General features: G+C 55.0%; 21 protein-coding genes and 1 pseudogene. 5 read left to right on the top strand and 17 right to left on the bottom strand.

Translation table 11 applies throughout. From position 1 onward, the window contains the following. Positions 1-12 precede the first annotated feature (12 nt). The 6 genes and pseudogenes from JS82_08160 to JS82_08135 form a co-directional block, all read right to left on the bottom strand. The gene (locus tag JS82_08160; GenBank protein ID QHK18081.1) at positions 13-234 is read right to left on the bottom strand and encodes a helix-turn-helix domain-containing protein; all 222 of its coding nucleotides are present in this window, start codon (positions 232-234) and stop codon (positions 13-15) included. 10 nt (positions 235-244) lie between these two features. Further along, complete coding sequence (locus JS82_08155) at positions 245-745, bottom strand: DUF2975 domain-containing protein (GenBank protein QHK18080.1); 501 nt, start codon at positions 743-745, stop codon at positions 245-247. Positions 746-974: 229 nt separating this feature from the next. After that, positions 975-2162, bottom strand: a pseudogene (locus JS82_08150) (GNAT family N-acetyltransferase). Positions 2163-2275: 113 nt separating this feature from the next. Further along, on the bottom strand, positions 2276-2944 hold the full coding sequence (locus tag JS82_08145; GenBank protein ID QHK18079.1) for a hypothetical protein: 669 nt from the start codon (positions 2942-2944) through the stop codon (positions 2276-2278). 83 nt (positions 2945-3027) lie between these two features. Beyond that, complete coding sequence (locus JS82_08140; GenBank protein QHK18078.1) at positions 3028-4422, bottom strand: amino acid carrier protein; 1395 nt, start codon at positions 4420-4422, stop codon at positions 3028-3030. A gap of 99 nt (positions 4423-4521) precedes the next feature. Further along, complete coding sequence (locus JS82_08135; protein ID QHK18077.1) at positions 4522-5034, bottom strand: DUF2975 domain-containing protein; 513 nt, start codon at positions 5032-5034, stop codon at positions 4522-4524. Positions 5035-5142: 108 nt separating this feature from the next. Here JS82_08135 and JS82_08130 point away from each other — a divergent pair, with 108 nt between their 5' ends. Both JS82_08130 and JS82_08125 read left to right on the top strand, forming a co-directional pair. Next, positions 5143-6072, top strand: coding sequence for an ATP-binding cassette domain-containing protein (locus JS82_08130; protein QHK18076.1), 930 nt, complete (start codon positions 5143-5145; stop codon positions 6070-6072). Beyond that, positions 6072-6908, top strand: coding sequence for an ABC transporter permease subunit (locus JS82_08125; GenBank protein QHK18075.1), 837 nt, complete (start codon positions 6072-6074; stop codon positions 6906-6908). Before JS82_08130 ends, JS82_08125 begins: the two co-directional genes overlap by 1 nt. 6 nt (positions 6909-6914) lie before the next feature. Here the strand turns inward: JS82_08125 and JS82_08120 are convergent, their stop codons facing one another. The 4 genes from JS82_08120 to JS82_08105 form a co-directional block, all read right to left on the bottom strand. After that, complete coding sequence (locus tag JS82_08120) at positions 6915-7937, bottom strand: tRNA pseudouridine synthase B (GenBank protein ID QHK18074.1); 1023 nt, start codon at positions 7935-7937, stop codon at positions 6915-6917. A 35-nt stretch (positions 7938-7972) separates the two neighbouring features. Further along, on the bottom strand, positions 7973-8401 hold the full coding sequence (locus JS82_08115; protein ID QHK18073.1) for a hypothetical protein: 429 nt from the start codon (positions 8399-8401) through the stop codon (positions 7973-7975). Between the two features lie 446 nt (positions 8402-8847). Continuing rightward, a complete protein-coding gene (locus JS82_08110; protein QHK18072.1) occupies positions 8848-9096 on the bottom strand; it encodes a hypothetical protein in 249 nt (82 codons plus the stop codon). An 80-nt stretch (positions 9097-9176) separates the two neighbouring features. Further along, entirely contained in the window at positions 9177-9656 is a 480-nt protein-coding gene (locus tag JS82_08105; protein QHK18071.1) for a helix-turn-helix domain-containing protein, read from the bottom strand. 57 nt (positions 9657-9713) lie between these two features. Here JS82_08105 and JS82_08100 point away from each other — a divergent pair, with 57 nt between their 5' ends. After that, positions 9714-10043 carry a hypothetical protein gene (locus tag JS82_08100; GenBank protein QHK18070.1) on the top strand — a complete coding sequence of 110 codons (330 nt, stop codon included), beginning with the start codon at positions 9714-9716 and terminating at the stop codon, positions 10041-10043. A 100-nt stretch (positions 10044-10143) separates the two neighbouring features. Here JS82_08100 and JS82_08095 read toward each other — a convergent pair whose 3' ends face one another. From JS82_08095 to JS82_08075, 5 genes are all read right to left on the bottom strand, one after another. Further along, complete coding sequence (locus tag JS82_08095) at positions 10144-11313, bottom strand: hypothetical protein (protein QHK18069.1); 1170 nt, start codon at positions 11311-11313, stop codon at positions 10144-10146. Beyond that, on the bottom strand, positions 11313-11912 hold the full coding sequence (locus JS82_08090) for a hypothetical protein (protein QHK18068.1): 600 nt from the start codon (positions 11910-11912) through the stop codon (positions 11313-11315). Before JS82_08090 ends, JS82_08095 begins: the two co-directional genes overlap by 1 nt. A gap of 32 nt (positions 11913-11944) precedes the next feature. After that, on the bottom strand, positions 11945-12235 hold the full coding sequence (locus JS82_08085) for a hypothetical protein (protein QHK18067.1): 291 nt from the start codon (positions 12233-12235) through the stop codon (positions 11945-11947). 930 nt (positions 12236-13165) lie between these two features. Continuing rightward, positions 13166-14119: a tyrosine-type recombinase/integrase gene (locus tag JS82_08080; GenBank protein QHK18066.1), complete on the bottom strand. Its 954-nt coding sequence runs from the start codon at positions 14117-14119 to the stop codon at positions 13166-13168. Positions 14120-14128: 9 nt separating this feature from the next. Next, positions 14129-14380 (bottom strand): hypothetical protein, encoded by a 252-nt coding sequence (locus tag JS82_08075; protein QHK18065.1) that lies wholly within the window; start codon positions 14378-14380, stop codon positions 14129-14131. A 52-nt stretch (positions 14381-14432) separates the two neighbouring features. Between JS82_08075 and JS82_08070 the strand changes: the two genes are divergently transcribed. Further along, positions 14433-14777 (top strand): hypothetical protein, encoded by a 345-nt coding sequence (locus JS82_08070; protein ID QHK18064.1) that lies wholly within the window; start codon positions 14433-14435, stop codon positions 14775-14777. A gap of 6 nt (positions 14778-14783) precedes the next feature. On the opposite strand, the gene JS82_08065 is transcribed toward JS82_08070, so the two are convergent. Beyond that, positions 14784-15341 carry a hypothetical protein gene (locus JS82_08065; protein QHK18063.1) on the bottom strand — a complete coding sequence of 186 codons (558 nt, stop codon included), beginning with the start codon at positions 15339-15341 and terminating at the stop codon, positions 14784-14786. Between the two features lie 6 nt (positions 15342-15347). Then, a complete protein-coding gene (locus JS82_08060) occupies positions 15348-16244 on the bottom strand; it encodes an HpaII family restriction endonuclease (protein QHK18435.1) in 897 nt (298 codons plus the stop codon). Positions 16245-16426: 182 nt separating this feature from the next. Here JS82_08060 and JS82_08055 point away from each other — a divergent pair, with 182 nt between their 5' ends. Further along, complete coding sequence (locus JS82_08055) at positions 16427-18037, top strand: leucine-rich repeat protein (GenBank protein ID QHK18062.1); 1611 nt, start codon at positions 16427-16429, stop codon at positions 18035-18037. Positions 18038-18246 lie beyond the last annotated feature (209 nt).

Below are 18246 nucleotides of genomic sequence, written 5' to 3'. Positions count from 1 at the left end.
GGGGTGTCCGGCTCATTCGGTCCCGTCGTCGTCCTCGACGTACTCCAGGATGTCCCCGGGCTGGCAGTCCAGGGCCTTGCAGATGCCGTTGAGCGTTGAGAATCTGATGGCGGAGATCTTCCCGGTCTTGATGTTGGAGAGATTGACGTTGGATATCCCGACATGGCGCGCCAGCTCGTTCAGGGACATCTTCCTGTCAGCCATGACACGGTCAAGTCTCAGTATTATCGCCATGCTATCCCCATCAGAGCGTCTCGTCGGACTCCTTCTGCAGCCAGCACCCGTAGCGGAACACCAGTGACAGGCAGTAGAATATCGCAGCCATCAGCACCGACGAGAAGCTGAGGATGATGACTTCCAGAGCCGTGAGCTCACCGATCACCGCATAGATCATAGGGGATACGATCACGGGTAACAGCAGATAGGCCAGGGAAATCACTTCCAGACGTTTTACGTTTTTGATTGTGAACGGGGAGTACTCTCTGTAGATCGCGTTGGTGATGTTCAACATCATCACGAGGACCACGAGGCTGACGCCCATCACGACGGCTCCGAATCCGGCGATCACGACAAACCTGTCGCTGGAGACGCCGAGGTAGTCCGAGACCAGCCCCGGATCGCTCATCTCGATGACCGTCCCTGAGACGACCACGCAGATCGCCATCGCGATGATCACGGTGAGCAGGAGAAGGACGAAGAACAGTCCTCCGCAGAGGGTCTTCAGTCTCCTCAGGTCATTGTCCATGGGTCGGTCTCCGAGTGTACCAGGTGTTCACGGTATTTATCGATATGCATCTATGATTTATCGATAAACATTAAATAATTAATGAAAGATGTTTCATACAGTCGGGCGGAGGCGGTTTCGCCGTCATGGCGGTGTCGTCCGGGACCCGGCATAGAGGTGTCTACCATGCACGATGTGGAATCCGCAGACCTCCCCCTGGGCATCTTCGTCATGCCCTTCCTGAAGGGGCTCAGATGAAGTCGGAGATGTACGGGATCTGATGGATGACGACCTCATCCAGGATCTGGACGGCCTCAGGCGTCCCCTCGATCCTCTCGAGTCTGAACAGCTGAATCGCCGTCATGTATCCGAGGAGGAGCGTGGACAGGGTGCCGATGGACATCCTCACGGTGTATCTGGGCTCCCGGTCGGTGACGGTCGCCTTCCCGTCGTGGAAGTAGACGTTGAACCCGCGGTTGTTCCAGTCGAGGAAGTCGTCCTCTATCTCGAACCTGAAGCAGACGTCCTCCTCCGTGGGGTCGCAGCGGTATCTCATGAAGAATGCCTCCACATCCACGATCCTCCCCATGATGTACGGCTTGATCGTCTCGGTGATGTTGCCGTCCTCCAGGTAGAACGCCAGCAGTTCGTTCTGATAGGTGTTGCCGCGGACCTCGTCTATCATGGAGTAGTGGGCGCTGATGTAGTCCCAGAGACCCTTCTGGGCCTCCCTGTTGAGGTAGATCATCTCCTTGATGTACATCACATCCTCCTTGATCAGGTAGACCATGTATCCGAGGGGCTTCCCCTGCTTGCTGTAGTACACCGCGACGGTGGTGTCGTCGGAGTCCCATCTCCAGTACTCCTCCCAGGCGGAGGCGTTCCTCAGGAGGCATCCGTGCGTGCGCAGGGCGAACTGTGCGTGGAGGCTCATGAAATCGGGGTTGTTCCAGTCCACCCTTCTGACGTAGCCATCCGTGGCCCTCTTCCTGCGGGGGATGATCTGGCTGTCCTTGATCTTGTACGAGATCTTGTTGGAGATGATCTCCCATCCGAACTTCCTGTACATGGGGATCGAATAAGGATACAGCAGTGCGACGGACTGCCCCTTCTCCCTCATCCTGGCGAGGCTCCTGTGCATCAGCACGCGGATGATCCCGCGCCCGGAGTACTCGGGGTACGTGTTCACGCTGGTCACGTAACCTATCGGGTAGATCTCGTCGTGGATGTTCATCTGGAGGGGGTACACGGCGATCTGCGAGATCAGGTTGTCACCGTCGTAGCTGCCGAGGACATCCGCTCTCTCGAGGATGGGGAACTTGGACTGCATGATCTCGTCATCCCTCCATCCAGCCTCCATGAGCTGTTTCTCCGTGACCTGGAAGGCATAACGCAGGAGCGCGTTGTACTGATCCAGGTCATCGGTGGTCAGGTCGCGATCTGGTATGGAAACTGGTCCTCTTCTCCGTCCACGGGGGGTCCTCCGCTGTTTCCAGTGGATGCCAATGGATATAAAGAGTGCGGAGAACAGGACGTGCGTCGCGGTCGGGTTCACATCCTAGCAACGGAACCTATGGCCATGAGGACGGACTGGAAGTTGTACGGGTGGTAGACGTTGCCCTTGTAGGAGATGCATCCGCCGTCCCTGGTGTATATGTCCAGTATCCAGCGGGCCCTGCTCTTCGAACCCTTCATCATGTAGCTTCCGCCCCATCCGAAGACGTAGTTGTTGAGGAGGCTGTTGATGAGTATGGCCCTCGTGCTTCCTGCCACGGGGATCGTCTCGGTGTTGAACGGCCCGTATCCGGACGCCTTCGCCAGGAACCCAGCGGGCTCCAGGATGAAGTCGTATCCGTAGGACTTGCCGTCCTCGCCCCTCTCGGCGAACACGACCCTGACGGCGTTGTACACGTCACCGGCGACGCTGCACATCTTCCCGTACTCCTCGGACGGGGCGTACTGCTCGCCGCGGGACTTGAGCTCGCTGATGGCCGCGTCGAGCTTCCCGTCCCACATGGTCTGGTTGTTCGTCCTGGACATGACCTTGAACTTGTACGACTTGTCCTGGTTGAGCGATTCTGGGCTGTTGTCGAGGGCGTAGAGCTCCCCTGCGACCCTGACCAGGTTGTCCTCGAGCTTGACAATCTCGTCGCGCAGCGCCGCGGTCTCCATCTGCCCGATCTTCTGCCTGTACTTGTAGAGGGTCGCTTCGTTTGCCATCGTCATGAGAACGAGAAGGACGTATTAAAGGATGCGAGCGGAAAACGGGATGAAATGGTTTGGAAGGGGTTTGCGTGGGAGCGTCAGTCCCACTCGGTCACTCCGGAGTCGTCGGAGAGGCAGCTCTTGTGGAACACGGGTTCCTCAACGCCCTCCGCCTTCTGTCTCCTGTAGTCCCTGAACGCCTCGATACCGCGCCGTGCCAGCTTGATCATGATGAACGTGTTGAAGAACGCGCACACCGCGAGCAGTATGTCCATGATGACGACGAGCGCATCGGACGCGTAGAAGCTGGAAAGGAACACGACGGCGAGCAGAAGGACCCACATGCCCCACTTGGCGACCTTGCTCTCCTTGATCAGCATCAGGTTGCCCTCCCCGATGACGATGTCCGACATCAGGCAGGTGAACGCGAAGATGAACATGAAGATCATGACCACGTACGGAGCGACGGATCCGAGGGTGTCCGTGAAGATGCTCTGCAGCAGGGGTATGGACTCCAGGCCGGATCCGACCAGCGCGTTGATGTCCGCGTAGGAGAGGACGACCAGCGCGGTCATGGTGCTCACGAGGGTGTCGATGAGGACACCGATCGCCTGGGTGTATCCCTGGGACACGGGGTGCTTGACGTCCGCCATTCCGGACAGGTTGGTGATGGTACCGATACCCGCCTCGTTGGACCACACGCCCCTCTGCATCCCGGTGATGATGATGGCACCCACTCCTCCGCCGATGACGGAGGGGATGTTGAACGCGTACTCGAAGATGGAGTAGATTCCGTTGAGGACTCCCTCGGGACCGAATGCGATGGACACGATGCACACCGCGAACCATGCGATGGCCATGAGGGGGACGACCTTGACCGAGAGGTCCGCGATCTTGTAAACCCCTCCGACGAGGAGGAGCGCGGTGGCGGCAGTCAGCAGGACGGCGAACACGAGGTTGATGCCGTCGAAGTCGAACGCGTTGTGGACGGCCTCGGACATGCTGATGACCTCTCCGGAGATGAACCCGACGAGGTACATCAGGATCATCACGAAGGCCGCGATCATGCCGAGACGTTTCATCCCGAGTCCGTGGAACAGGGTGTACGCGGGGCCTCCGCGGTAACCTCCGTTCTCCTTGGGAACCTTGTAGATCTGGGCCACGGTGGTCTCCAGGAAGCTGGTGGCCATGCCGATGAGTGCGAACACCCACATCCACAGGATTGCCCCGGGGCCTCCGACGAGGATGGCCAGGATGGGACCGGTGATGTTCCCGACTCCTATGCGGGAACCCATGCTCATGCAAAAGACCTGGAAGGAGGAGAGCTTCCCCTCCCTGCGGTCCCCTCTGTTCAGGAAGGTGACCTTGACCATCTCCTTGAAGCCAGCGACCTGGATCCCCCTGAGGCGGACCGTCGCGTAAACGCCGACGCAGATGATCAGGACGAACGCCACGTACCAGATGTACGTGTCGATGAAGTCTAGTACGTCCATGAAACTCAATGAATCACTGGGCACTCGGAGTGAGTGTGGGTATATGGTAACTACGGCGGTCTATGGAAGATACATAGCCTCCCGAGGACGGTGATGCCCTCAGAGCGTCTCGTCGGACTCCTTCTGCAGCCAGCACCCGTAGCGGAACACCAGTGCCAGCATGTAAAGGAGGGCGGCCACGAACAGTGACGGCAGGAAGATTATCGCCGCGGCCACGGCTATGAGCGTCCAGTCGCTCTCCCCGGTGCACATGGACACCGTCAGGACCACCGGCATCACCAGGTAGATCACGGATAAGACCGTGATGAGCCTCACGTTCCTCTCAGTGAAGGGGCTGTAGTCCCTGGACATCCTGCGCATGACCCAGAAGATGATCCCGAACGTCACCGTGACGAGGACGAGGGCGGCGACCAGGGTCGCTCCGAACAGGACGGTCTGCCAGAAGGTCATTCCGAACTGCTCCTCGAAGCTCGGCGTGTCGGAGAGGATCTGGGCCACACCGAGGGCAATGACGACCGTCAGGACGACCATGACTGCGGTGATCAACAGCAGCAGAGCTGACGACCCCCTGCTGAACGTCCTCAGCCTCCTCAGCTCCCTGTCGGCTTCCAAGATATCAGACCAGAGAAGTCATGCATGTTTCCATATTTAATGAAACTCATGTACGATTTAATGTTAATCATTAAATATTTCATGATAAATGACAAGACTGGAGATAAAATGGACAAGAATCCCATCGAACTCGTATGCCTGCGCAAGGAGTACGGGCGGTTCACGGCGGTGGATGACCTGTCGCTGGGAATAGCCCGCAACAGCTTCACAGGGCTTCTGGGACCCAACGGTGCCGGCAAGAGCACCACCCTGAAGATGATCACGAATCTGATCCGTCCGACGTCAGGACATGTGTTCATCAACGGATACGACGTGACAGAGGATCCGAAGGAGGCCCTGGCAGGGGTCGGGACGGTCATCGAGACCCCGGAGTTCTACGGATACATGACCCCTCGCGAGAACCTGCGCTACATCGGGGGCATCATCGGCATGCCCCCCGAGTCGATCTCCGCCCAGACGGACGAGGTCCTGGAGAAGGTCAGGATGTCCGGATGGGCGGACAAGAGGATGTCCACGTTCTCGAAGGGCATGCGCCAGAGGATCGCCATAGGACAGGCGCTGCTCGGCGATCCGGACATCGTGATACTGGACGAGCCGACATCGGGTCTGGACCCCCGCGGCATGGCCGAGATGAGGGCGATCATGAAGGAGTTCCGCGGCCACGCAAGAGGGCTGACCGTCCTGACGTCCTCGCACATCCTCCACGAGGTGCAGGACCTGTGCGACCGCGTCGCCATGGTCAACCACGGCAGACTCGTGTTCAACGACGACATCGAGGCGGTTGGCTCCATCGCGGGCCTGAAGACGATGGTTCTCAAGACGGAGGGGGTCCCCGAGGCGTCCGTGCACGACAGGCTCAGGTCCCTTTCCAGCGTAGTCACCGTCGATTCGGATGGAGCGGACACGGTGGTCCGCTTCCGCGGGAGCCGCTCTGCGCTGTTCACGGACATCGCCGGGCTTGGCATCGGCGCGTACAGCCTGTCCGAGGGGGACAGTCTGGAGTCGAAGTACCTCGAGATCATCAAGGAGTCGAGCTGATGTTCGCCAACGCAGACAGAACCGGAGATTTCATGCAGACGGTCACGGTCGCCGGGAACGAGATGCTGAAGTTCATCCGCTCCAGGAAGTTCCTCATGTTCGGAGCGTTGGTCGTCGCCCTGTTGGCCCTCACAACCCTGCTGCCGTACGCTATCGGGAGTGGGATCTCCGGATCGGCAGGGGACGTGTTCTCCAACTACATAGGGTACTCCTCGTTCATCGTCCTCCTGGGCGCGACGCTGTTCGCCTCCTACACCATAGTCTCGGAGTTCGAGGAGAGGACCGCGCTGGTCCTGTTCACCAGGCCCATCAGGAGGTTGACGATCTTCCTCGGCAAGTTCGCGGCGTGCTTCGTCCTGACTGCAGCCGTGATGGTCGTCTACTACCTGGTGGCGGTCGCGGTCGCCTTCGCGGTGACGGGCGACCTGGTGACGTCGTTCCTGCCGTCCCTCGCCATGTGCCTGGCGTACGTGTTCGCGACCACGGGCGTGGCGATGCTGATAAGCTCGGTGATGAGTAGGGGCGGGGCATCCGCCGTGATGACGTTCATCACGATCCTGTTGCTGGTGTCGGTGGTCTCCTCGGTCATCTCCGTCGCCGGTACGGACCCATGGTTCATGCTGGACTCCGCGTCTAACGCGATCTCGAACTCCGTACCGGAGTACGTGTCCGGCGCCAACGAGATGATGGGGGAGATCGGATCGGGCCTCGGAGTTTCCATGGAAGGGGCGCTGGTCGAGCCCGCCGACTGCCTGCGTTCGGGTGCGGTCATGCTCGCCTGGGGCGCCGCAACCCTGATGCTCTCGTACCTGGCCTTCTCCAGGAGGGAGTTCTAAACGGCTTCATTCATCCTCGGGTACGGACGTCCTGTACCCGAGGGTGCGCACGGTCCTGTCGCCGAGACGCTCGCGGACCTCCTCCAGGATGCGGTCCAGGTCCCCGCGGGTGTCGATCTCCGTCGCCAGCCTGTACCTGAACTCGCGGCTCCTCCTGCAGCCGACGATGAACTTGGGGGCGATGCTGCGCATCTTCTTGGAGGCGACCTCGTCCCCCTTCTCGGCGTACATCAGGTCGGCAAGGTCCTTGCACCAGTCCACCTGCTGTGACACGGTGGGGTTCGGCAGTCTGGTCCCTTCGCGGAACCAGCGGTCAATCTGGGTGACCAGGTACGGGTTGCCCACTCCGCCGCGGGCGACCATGACCCCGTCCGCCCCCGTTATCGCGGTGTACCCGATGGCATCGTCCAGCGAGAATATGTTGCCGGAGACGATCAGGGGCACGGACATCTCCTTTCTAAGGTCCCTCATGAGGTCGTAGCGAGGCATGCCGGCGTAGCGCTGCTTCCTCGTGCGCGCATGGACGGTGATGGCGTCGACGCCGGACGCCTCCAGCTCCGCGATGACATCTCTGAAGTTCAGGGAGTCCTCCCCCTGTCCGAGGCGTATCTTGGCCGTGACCGGGAGCCCGGTGCGTTCCTTGACGGTCCTGACGATCCTCCCGCATCTGGCAGGATCGGCCATCAGAGCGGAGCCGGCGCCCCTGCGGACGACCTTCTCCACAGGGCACCCCATGTTCACGTCGAAGAGGTCGACGTTGGGGTTCCGTCTGACGCACTCAGCGGCGGCATCGCCCATTCTCTCGGGATCGCTGCCGAAGAGCTGTATCCCCGTGAGCGGACATCTGTCGAACATGAGGTACTCGTCGCTGCGCCTGTTGTGCATCATGGCGCTGTCGGAGACCATCTCGGTGTAGGCGAGGGCCACGCCGAACGGCTTCATGAACCTCCTGTACGCCTCCGAGGTGTATCCGGACATGGGTCCCAGGACCACGCGCCCGTCGACCTTGAGGTCTCCGATCCTCCACATGCCTGGGCCGATGGGCTCATCGGATATGACGGTTGTCAGTGGATGTTGACCTTCAGCCCCATGATCCCGACGGTCACGTCGACCCTCGTGCCTTCCGATGCATCGATGTCCACGGTCTCCGAGAACAGGTTCTGCCTCACCCGCAGGGAGTGTCTCCCCGGCGTCGTCCTGACGCGGTAGCTGCCCCCGGTGGACTTCAGCACCTCCTCGTCGTCGATGAAGATCATGAACGGCTGTGCCTTGTCCGGGACCGACACCATGACCGTCACCAGGCCGTCGGATTGTTCCGAGGGTCTGGCGGTCGGGGCGTCACAGGGTGCCTCGGAGGACACCACAGGCTCTACGTCGCCGGCGTCCTCCTTCCGGATCAGGAATCCGCAGTTGATGCAGTAGCACTGCATCCTCGCATCGTTGAAGACTGTGGGCAGAGTGCAGTTCGGACAGCGGCATTCCTTGTAGGCCATGAGCACGGAACCGAAGGGGAGGCGTTTAACGGTTCTGTGTCAGTACGAATCCAGAGAAGATGATGGAAGCACGGATGTTTGGCTGGTGTGTTGTCTATCCGCCATACGCCCTGGTCTAATATCACCCAAGAGTGTAATCATAGAGAATATATCCATTGCCCGTAAGAATTGATGGCCACCCATGGCAGCCGAGCCTACAGGTCTTATCAGGATATGTTTCTGTTATCAATCAAAGAATTTAATTGGCTCTTCCAACCGATTCATATGTCATTACAATTTGTGACTTTGAACCTGCTCGTTGATATTATCACTGCCCAGATTGCAAGGAGGGCTATTAAAACGACCACGGAAGCGAGAAGTCCGGTAAAACTCCCCATCAACATGGAAATGAACAGGAAGAGGAAGAAGAACGCCATTGAGCTTATGTAAAGCCACACTCCGGAGAACTACGTCAGCTTCTTCATGTCGTACTTGACGATTTCGTCGATGCTCATCGTTGAGAACCCGCTCATAATCTCACACTTGCCTGCGAAATACGCAATGCCTATGGCACTGAATCCCCCGCTGACCAGCATCGCGATCGCCACTTCATAGTCCATAATGCCATTGACAAGAAGATAGGCTGTGATCAATGGTACGACGATCCACAGGCAACACATCGCAACGAGTCCCTTCCTTCTGCCTTCCACGTACACAGTAGGTCCTCCGTGAAATCTAAAAAAAGAATTAGAATAATTCTATTTATAAATTGACAGGGATAGGCGTGGAAAAAGAATCAGAATGTCCAAAAACCGTCGTCGTTCTTGTCCGAATCGTCGTTCTGAACGAATCTCATGCCGATGCCGGTGAGCTTGTCCCTGATCTGTGCCGGGGTGTAGTCCACACCGAACTGGAGTTTGATGTATTGGCGAACCTGTCTCGTGTTCCATTTTTCGAAATGAGCACGAATGGCAACGGATTCAAGCTGATGGGGGGTGACCAGTGGAGGCCTTCCAGTACTGGTTCCGGATCTGAGGGCTTCGATTCCACCACGGTTCCATGCAGCCTGCCAGTTGTATCCGGATTGGATGTTGACCCTCAGCAGGTCGGCCGATTGAACGACGGACAGTCCTTTGTAACGGTATCTGATGAGCTCGAGACGGCGGGCCATCGCAGCATCGGATTTGGAGCCGGTGGTTCTGAGACGATCTATCTCACTCTCAATAGTACTAAGGGGAACAGTTTTGTCAATTAGAATAGACTCCTTTCTGGCCATTTCACTTCAAATCTGAGAAATGGATTAGAATAACTCGAGATAACACTATCGAAAAGGATGAATCCGGAGGTGGACGGCTCCAAGCGCATAACGCTGATTAAGGAGGTGGCGGAGATCCTAGAGCTCAGGCCCCAGGACCATGTGATGTTTTACATCGACAACGGCGGGATCATCCTCAGGAAGGTCCTTCCGGATAGCAGCAAGGGTGGGATTAGGTACAATAACGATGACTTCTGGGAGTGGGCCAGGAAGAGGCAGATCGAGATCGGCATGATGAAGCCGGAGCAGGCGGAGGTCGCCCAAGCAGAACTCAACGAAAAGATGGAGTCGGTGAGGGATCTGGAGGAAGAGATGAGAAGGATAGGTTCTAATGATGGTTCGTTTTGACCAGAGTTGTCGTCATCGGTGAGTTGTGGGGGACATTTATTCTAACGACTCTATACTTTCTGCTAGGTAATAATGATGTTAGCAATCCAATCAAATATTCTCAGGATTGTTTGATTTTGTCCACGATTCCGTCTAGATTCTTATCCAAACGTGTTTCGTAGTCGGGGGTGTCGCGTTCGCGGATGTACTTCCTAAGTACATCCAACTCAATATTGTCAGATTGATGATCGTGAAGACGTGCGAAGTATCTCATTCCAGACGGGTCGATATCTCCGTTGTCTTTATAGGCAAATTTGTCAATCAACGCCAACTTTGAGTTGCCTCTGCATACAGAACATTTGCATTCGGGGCTGTGCTCCATGTGTCTCCAAATATCACTGCCGATCATCACGGCTGCCTGATGGGTGGCCACTTTGAATTTGTCGATTCCGTCTAGAGTCGTTGGAGGGTCGGCGAAGTTACGTCTTGCCATGAACTTAGAGTTCACTTTCTTTTTCTTACGGGTGATGGAATCAAATCCATGGCTGAGCAAATCATACTCGATGTCTCTCTCGACGCCTTCAATCACCTTCTGTTGGATTGTCGTCGGTACTTCAGAGCAGTTGATGACGGCGTTGATTTCTCCTTTTTTGTTCCAGAGTTCTGAGAGCTGGATGGTGCTTCTTGGTGAATATCTAATGTTGATAATTTGGACCTCTCCTGTGTGGGAGAGTTCGCTCAGGATTTGAAGTCTCCTTTTGAACACCTCTGGATTGTCAGATAGGGATAGCTGGACGATGCCTTCTTTTCCGTAGTCCTCGCAGCTGGAGCACCAGTCCCTTACTGCCTTTTCATAATCGTCGTATTCGACATCTACCTCTGGCATACACATGAATGCCAGTCCATCAACATCTTTCTGCATATCGAAAGCAATCTTGAATGGGACCCTGTCATCAAAATCTAAAGGTGGTAGTTGGAGTAGAGGGGCGCACGGTTTGCCGTGGTTGCGGTCTGTGAAAGATTGGAGGTTGTTCTGATTCTCGTGAATGAAACCGTTCTTTCTAAGAAACTTAGTGTATCCGTCGTTGGACTGGAGGTCTATAGGCATGATAGCTATCGGTGATTCCAAGATGCCTCTGTATCCGAGATAGTCCTTGGCAATAGTTTCGGCGATGGATAATGGCCTTACAGGAGTGTCGAAGGATACAGAGCTGCTCACGCGTACGCTGACGACACGCCCGCCTTTTCCTGAAAGGGTTGACTCGCCCGGATCCACTCTGATGATTTCCATCATCGGTTCCTCCGGCGATGGAGTGTGCGTTCGAACACTACGGATTCGTCAGTGTATTCTGGATAATGAGCGTATACATACGTCATTTCCCCTTGGGCGCTGAACTGTTGGAGGTCCTCCCTGAGTTCCCTTAGAGCTTTCATTTGCTCTTGAGTCAGACTTCTCGATAGCTTGGCAGCAACGTTAATTCCCGATTCTGTGAGGAAGAATCTTTCTACGTCTGTGTTGAGGCGACCTACGCTCTTAACAAGGCCCATTTTTGTCAAGGTGTCTATACTACGATCAATCCTCTCAGTATAGGGGCCGAATTTGTATGCCTTGAATCCAGGGTTCTCAGAAGGGATGTTGTTCTTCTGTGCGAACTCCATCGTGACGATGAAAATGTCTTTCTGGAGTTTTGTGATCCCGCAAACAGGGGCTCCGTCACCGATATACAACCAGAGAAGTATCCAATCGTCAAGGAACAAGAATGTATGGGTCTTTGAATACTCTAGAAGTTTCTGGGCTTCGCAGGGAGGGTAGTCAACACGGTTGCAACGTGGGCACTGATAGTAATAGTAAGAGAACCCGTCGGGGAGCGTTCTTTCCACGCGCTCCATGCTGTTGCATTGGCAGTCATCCTTCTTACTCATCATATCGGCTCCAGATGCGACACGCTCCAGTATTCCATATCATTGGGGGGATACGGATCGAGGATTATGTTGTATGTATGTCCATTTCTGCGCGAACAGACTCTACGTGAAGTTTTTCTGAATGGTTTGCCAGTACCCTTCCTTTTCGGACAGTCCACCGGGGTTGCAAGCATATCGCAGAGCGTGTAAACGTCGAACCCCTCGTACCTCAGATGAGTTATTGCGGATTCAGAGATTCTCACAGGCTTTCCTTCGAATGAGCAATCTTCCGCATCCATCAGTATCGGCATATGACCGAAACAAGCATCGACGTCCCTGTGTATCTATGTTGTGCTTGGATGACCTGCTTTAGTCAAAAGATTATAGTTTGATAATGTTCAGACATACATTATCCTCATCCATCAGGTTTGCGTAGAAGACAAGCTTTCTCTTATTCAAGTTTCTCACAAAATGTCTCAGATAATAGCCTACGCTTGACTTTGTGTCTTTGGTAAACTAGATTCTGTGTCCTCTATAAAGTAGAGGACTCAAACAGATACAGTGCCTGAAGAAGATTAGTGACTTGGTTTTAACTCATGTATTCTCTATCAAGTCTGGACGTCGCTGCGCTCCGTCCTGGGGGCCTCCGCTGATGCTACGGCCCCTCTGCCCTCGCTTCGCTCGGGCACGGTCGCCGCTCCGCGGCTCCCTCGGCGTGCGGGCGCGCCCCCTGCCGTGCGGCTGTGGGGGCGCCCGCCCGCCCGCTTGGGACAGCGAGTGGTCTGGAAAGAGCAGGATGAAATTCTACGGGGGAGAAACGCCCCTTGGAGACCGCCTTATAGATCACCTTCTCGGTCCACTTCGTCGATTCGGAGAGGGCGAGGGCGTACACGTCGTCAGGATCGAACTTGTTGATATCGCAGTCTTTCTCCGACTGCTCATAGAGCGACGGATCAGGGCGGAACAAGAACGGGTTCAGCGATGTTTGGCGGAGGATCGGGGCAGAGTCGCTCAGAGATGGCACCCCCCGATCGGACGAATGTTACCTAATTCTAAGGAGGGTGTTACTTCGATGCAATGTACAGAAATGTTGATTTTGGAACGCTGGCGCCATTGATGGCAATCAATGGGAATGCCTATAACGTTTAAATTTTGGAAGAATCCAAGTATAAGAAAGGAGGGGGTAGTGGTCCCCACTCCCTGATTTGGGTTCGGGGACCGTGTTTGAGAGGGTCACTAGATCATCTCCTGGAGTACTGGTACTCGTACATCCTCGCCAGGGCGGAGCCCATGTCGTCGAGGTCGATTCCGAGGTAGCGGATGGTCGTCTTAACATCGTCGTGACCGTAGAGCTTGGAGATTGTCTCTATCGGGATGCCGGCGCGGTAGAGGGTACGACCGAAGGTCCTCCTGAGAGTGTGGTTGGAGAACTCGAACCCGGCGCGGTCGCGGATCTTGTGGATAACCGCACGGTCGAGGCTGTGGCCTCTCTCGGTGTAGCGTCCGGCGGAGGGGGAGTTCTCGTAGTGGCACCAGATCAGGAATTCCTCGGGGACCTTCCATGAGGGGTCGAACTCGTGCATCCTGGCGATAATCTCGTTGCGCCTGGCAATCCAGCGCTCGAAGACCTCCTTGGAGTCCGGGTGGAACGGGATGCTCCTCCACTTGCCGTCGCCCTTGCCCTTCCCGCGGACGGAGACATAGCACTTGCGGGGATCATCGTCGAAGTGGATGTCCGAGAGGCGCAGCCTGCAGACCTCCACGATCCTGAGGCCGAGGCAGAGCTCCAAGTGGATGACGACCTCCTCGAGAGGGGTCTTCTCCATCTCCATGAGCTGCTCGGCCTGCGCGTCAGAGAGCCAATTGACGTTGGGGCGGACATCCTGACCGAAGTCCACGCCCATCTGCTCCACAACGTCGTTCTGGAAGTATGAGAGGTACCTTCTCAGGATGTGCAGGTACCAGTTCTTGGTGGACACCGCGAGGTCGCGCTCCTTCCAGAGCCCCAGGAGGAACTCTATCGTCTCCTCGTCGAACTCGCGGGGGTTGGTGGAGTATCCGTTCTGCTGAAGATCGGCGTTGATCTGGTAGAGGACTCCGCGGTACTTCGAGGAGGTCTCCTCCTTCGATCTCCTGTAGGTGTTGGCGATGTGCTCGTTGATGCACGAGATTCCGGAGTAGTTGCCCTTTGCCATGGTTGCCACTCACTCCAATTCGAGGTCGTCAAAGGCCTCAGATTCCATCCTGCAGACTCTGGACTCGAATGCGAGGAACCAGGATCTCTCGCTGTCATCGAACACCTCAAGAGGGAAGTTTCTCAGGAAGATGCCCAGTGCGCTGATATATGCGGCCCTGTTGGTTCTGGTGAAGAGGTCGGATGTGTGGTCTGGATGCGCGGTTCCAGACTCGGGATGATATGTGCCACCCTCATTGGCAATTACGGCAATTTGATTCATTATTGCCAATATTGCCAACTACATATTAAATCGTTTGGCAACGTTGCCAATGATGGATATAATGGTGAAAGTCGGGGAGTCCAAGTATGATAATTACGGTCGCATCACATGCAGCATCAAGATTGCTGAGCTGCTAGAGCTAGTAAAGGGTGAAGATGTCGTTGAGTGGCATGTGCATAACGGGGAGGTTATCCTTAGAAAGAGAACTCGCTCTTACTATGGATTCGATCTCGAATCTCAGGACATCCGCAACCGTTTGATATCCTATGAAGAGGACCATATGGAAGAGGCGATGGAGCAGGATCTTAATCCGGAAGAGCGTCTTCGCATGGCCGAGGAAGAATATGCCAAAGATAGGAAAGCTCGTGCGGAGAAATTGGAGAAGGAAAAGCGTTGAATGACATCAGAAAAGGGTTACTAAACTGATAATAATGCCAATGACGCCAGTAATAAATCCTGCTGCCGAGAACCACTCTATTCTTTGTAGGTGAAGACGTTGATGCATTTTGCCTGTCATGCCATCTAGGGTGACAGAACACCATCTAGCTGGACCCAAATCAAAACCGATTATAGTATAACTTCCATCGTAATTTCTAGTTCCCGACTCGGTACCGACAAATGGACGGCTCCAAGTACGCTCTGGGTAGGTCAATGGAAGATTTTTGGATTCTAGAAATAATTCCATTTCTTGACGAAGGTTGCACCAGTCATCATACAAGACATACATCTCATTAGCTGCATCATTTCCATATCTAGTTCTTATCTCAGGATCAAGATAGTTTTTCACGTAAAGAAAGTGGTATTTGTCGAATAGTTCTTTGTGTTTGTCACTCAAAATGAAGAAGCGATTGCGAAAGTAGTCTAGTTTAGACATATCTCTTTTCGAAATACGATTAATCTTTGTCACACGCATTTGATGTTTAAGTGTGTCATGAAGAGGTTTAATTGTCGGAGTTGTCATAATGTATCAAAACCAAAATGTTCCTTTATCTAGCGGACTATTTTCCAAATACTTGCCTGCATCGATGTCATAGTATCCTCCTGACTGTCTGGAGGAGCCTTTCCTCTTTTTCTGGCCCATGCGAATCTGCACGTTCAGGCTCATGAAGTACTTCCCGTGGTCCTCGATGATTCCCGTGGAGAAGTATCTGGAATTGTCAGGATATTCGAACTTCATGTTGTTTAGCAGGAACTCTCTGAAATCGTTGCGATCGAAGATGTGGTAGCAGACGATGTCTCCGTCCTCCTTCACGATAATCAGACCACCGTTGGTACCTTCGGTGCCGTCCCATACCTTTGCAGCGGTCATGGATGTGGTCATCGCAACCAACATATCCTGAACTTTCTTTTTGTAGAACGGGTAAGATTCGGATGGATCTACGCCGAATCTGTCTTTACCGTCAAGAATTCTGACGAGATCGGATATGTTCATCACACCGTTGAAATAGGCCTCCGCGGTCATATCAGCCAGTATCTGGGGCATGCAGTAGTCGATCATCAGGAGATTCTTCTCAAACGGGTCAGTTCCTTTGAACCGTATGCCGCCGTCGTCTTCCGTCTTCAACGATTCCGCACTGTGGTATTTCAGACCCAGGCCCATATCTTTGAAGGTCTTGATACGGAGCGGATAGTCGGGATAGAAGAATTCGCGGTCGCGATCTTCACTGGACGAACCGTGTGCAATCACCATTCTCATCAACTCGGAGATTTTCTCTTCGGTGACGTCTCCGGTAATCTCATAGATGATATTGGATGCTCCGCTGCTGTTGAAAATCGTAGGGAGATGGCTGCTTAAACGGGATTTGATGCTGAATCCAAGGGGCTTGTTTGATGTGTTGCGGACATCGCCGGAGAACCGCCTCAGAACACATCTCCGACAGACATCCCGTGCAGTGCGACGATTTCAATCTCCACTCCTGCGACGGATTTCCGTTCCAAACACGACACATGCCCATGGGGAGAGACGAAGCTTCCTGTTCCATTGACCCGAGCGGACTATATGCTCTTACAAGGAAGTATTTATAGAAAGCAATCCGATGTTCAGTCATGACTCTTAAAAGTAATGATGTTTCAATGCGGGACCTCATCCCATCGTCGAGGAGGAGCGACCGCGTCATGACTTTCGCACTGGCGTTGATTCTCGTGACCGCGAGCGTCGCCCTTGTCATCGGCATCGGAAGCGATGACGGTTATGCGGAGGCGGGGGACACCTTCACCGTTGCGAATGGGGACGGCATAGATATCGAATACATGATCAAAGCGGATGGAAGCACCGTACAAGTCGGTACCAGCAACGTCAGAGATGTCGCCGTCGACCCTTCTGTAGTCTCGGTCAATATCCCCGGGACGGTCCAATACAATGGCGTCACATACAAAGTTGTCGAACTCGGTTCCTACGCGTTCTACGGATGCTCGTCTCTCAAATCCATCACCATACCGGACGGCTTGACGGTAATTGGCTTCAATACATTCGAGGGATGCACTTCGCTCAAATCCGTCGACATACCGGACAGCGTGATCAGCATATGCGGTTCAGCTTTCTACGACTGCTCGTCGCTCAAGTCCGTCGACATGTCGGAAAGTGTGATGTCCATCGGGGCTTCCGCTTTCAGGGGATGCACGTCGCTCGAATCGGTCGCCATACCTGACTCCGTAGCCACGATCGGGGCTTCCGCTTTCGAAGAATGCTCGTCGCTGACGTCCGTCGCCATACCCTCAAGCGTGACCGACCTGTACCAGGAGGCGTTCAGAGGATGCAAGTCGCTCAAGTCCGTCGAGATATCGGATGGCCTGAAATACATCTCGTCTTCTGTGTTTGTAGGATGCACGTCGCTCGAATCGATCGTCATGCCTTCAAGCGTGACAAAGATCTATGACTCTGCGTTCGCAGGATGCGAATCACTCGAATCGATCGTTATACCGTCCGGAGTGAAGGAGATCGGAAACTATGCGTTCTCAGGATGCACATCCCTCGGGACGGTCGCAATACCTTCAAGCGTGACCGTTATCGGATACGGTCCGTTCGATTACTGCACGTCCCTCACCAGGATAGACGTGGATTCCGGCAACGCGAACTACGTCTCGAAGGACGGGGTGCTGTTCGACAAGGAAATGACGACGCTGATCCAGTTCCCTGCCAGCAGGGGAGGTGCATATGCGATACCGTCCGGAGTGACGACGATCGGGGCCAATGCGTTCTCCGGATGCAAGTCGCTCGAGACGGTAAACATACCTGACGGCATGACGATAATCGGGATGTATGCGTTCGAGGACTGCGTTTCCCTGACCTCGGTCACCATACCTTCAACCGTAGCCTCCATCTCTCCGTCAGCGTTCAATGGCGTCTGCAACGGCAACAGTGCCGCCGCCGGCGCCACCGTCGGCCATGTGTTCGACAACGAATACGATGCCGAATGCAACAACGGCTGCGGATACATCAGGGATGTGCCGGGTCAGCCCGGAGGCGACGACCCCGGTGTGACGCCTGGCGGTGATGACGACACCCCGGATGTCCCGGGAGGAGACGACGACACTCCGGATGCCGAACCTGAAGGGGAGGGGTCGAGCAACAGCACCCTCTGGCTGGCTGCGATAATCGGCGTCATCGTTGTGATAGCGGCCATACTCCTGATCGTCAAGAGCAGGCGCGAAATCTGACCTTACCTGAAAAACGGTCGGAGGGTTCCTTCCGACCTTAATTATCCAATTTCGACCGACAAGGCATCGTCGCAACAGACCCGCACGCCGGGTGTGGAAGCGGATCCCCACGTTGCAGCCGATGTGTGGGCAGTACAACGGTCGGAACACCCCTCTACGCCCCTCACCGTCCCCGTCCATGCCGGATCAGGATCCAGGGTTCGTCGGCA

This window comes from Methanomassiliicoccaceae archaeon DOK (assembly GCA_009911715.1).
GTDB lineage: Archaea > Thermoplasmatota > Thermoplasmata > Methanomassiliicoccales > Methanomethylophilaceae > Methanoprimaticola.
Note: the sequence above shows the minus strand (reverse complement) of the source record. Positions and strands in the feature narration are given on the sequence as shown.

Excerpts from the sequence above, each read along its gene's own strand:
- JS82_08085 (QHK18067.1), bottom strand. The coding sequence starts at position 12,235 with ATGCCGATACTGATGGATGCGGAAGATTGCTCATTCGAAGGAAAGCCT.
- JS82_08145 (QHK18079.1), bottom strand. The coding sequence starts at position 2,944 with ATGGCAAACGAAGCGACCCTCTACAAGTACAGGCAGAAGATCGGGCAG.
- JS82_08095 (QHK18069.1), bottom strand. The coding sequence starts at position 11,313 with ATGGAAATCATCAGAGTGGATCCGGGCGAGTCAACCCTTTCAGGAAAA.
- JS82_08090 (QHK18068.1), bottom strand. The coding sequence starts at position 11,912 with ATGGAGCGCGTGGAAAGAACGCTCCCCGACGGGTTCTCTTACTATTAC.
- JS82_08120 (QHK18074.1), bottom strand. The coding sequence starts at position 7,937 with ATGTGGAGGATCGGAGACCTCAAGGTCGACGGGCGCGTGGTCCTGGGA.
- JS82_08080 (QHK18066.1), bottom strand. The coding sequence starts at position 14,119 with ATGGCAAAGGGCAACTACTCCGGAATCTCGTGCATCAACGAGCACATC.
- JS82_08125 (QHK18075.1), top strand. The coding sequence starts at position 6,072 with ATGTTCGCCAACGCAGACAGAACCGGAGATTTCATGCAGACGGTCACG.
- JS82_08100 (QHK18070.1), top strand. The coding sequence starts at position 9,714 with ATGAATCCGGAGGTGGACGGCTCCAAGCGCATAACGCTGATTAAGGAG.
- JS82_08055 (QHK18062.1), top strand. The coding sequence starts at position 16,427 with ATGACTCTTAAAAGTAATGATGTTTCAATGCGGGACCTCATCCCATCG.
- JS82_08140 (QHK18078.1), bottom strand. The coding sequence starts at position 4,422 with ATGGACGTACTAGACTTCATCGACACGTACATCTGGTACGTGGCGTTC.
- JS82_08115 (QHK18073.1), bottom strand. The coding sequence starts at position 8,401 with ATGGCCTACAAGGAATGCCGCTGTCCGAACTGCACTCTGCCCACAGTC.
- JS82_08130 (QHK18076.1), top strand. The coding sequence starts at position 5,143 with ATGGACAAGAATCCCATCGAACTCGTATGCCTGCGCAAGGAGTACGGG.
- JS82_08065 (QHK18063.1), bottom strand. The coding sequence starts at position 15,341 with ATGACAACTCCGACAATTAAACCTCTTCATGACACACTTAAACATCAA.
- JS82_08105 (QHK18071.1), bottom strand. The coding sequence starts at position 9,656 with ATGGCCAGAAAGGAGTCTATTCTAATTGACAAAACTGTTCCCCTTAGT.
- JS82_08160 (QHK18081.1), bottom strand. The coding sequence starts at position 234 with ATGGCGATAATACTGAGACTTGACCGTGTCATGGCTGACAGGAAGATG.
- JS82_08155 (QHK18080.1), bottom strand. The coding sequence starts at position 745 with ATGGACAATGACCTGAGGAGACTGAAGACCCTCTGCGGAGGACTGTTC.
- JS82_08075 (QHK18065.1), bottom strand. The coding sequence starts at position 14,380 with ATGAATCAAATTGCCGTAATTGCCAATGAGGGTGGCACATATCATCCC.
- JS82_08070 (QHK18064.1), top strand. The coding sequence starts at position 14,433 with ATGGATATAATGGTGAAAGTCGGGGAGTCCAAGTATGATAATTACGGT.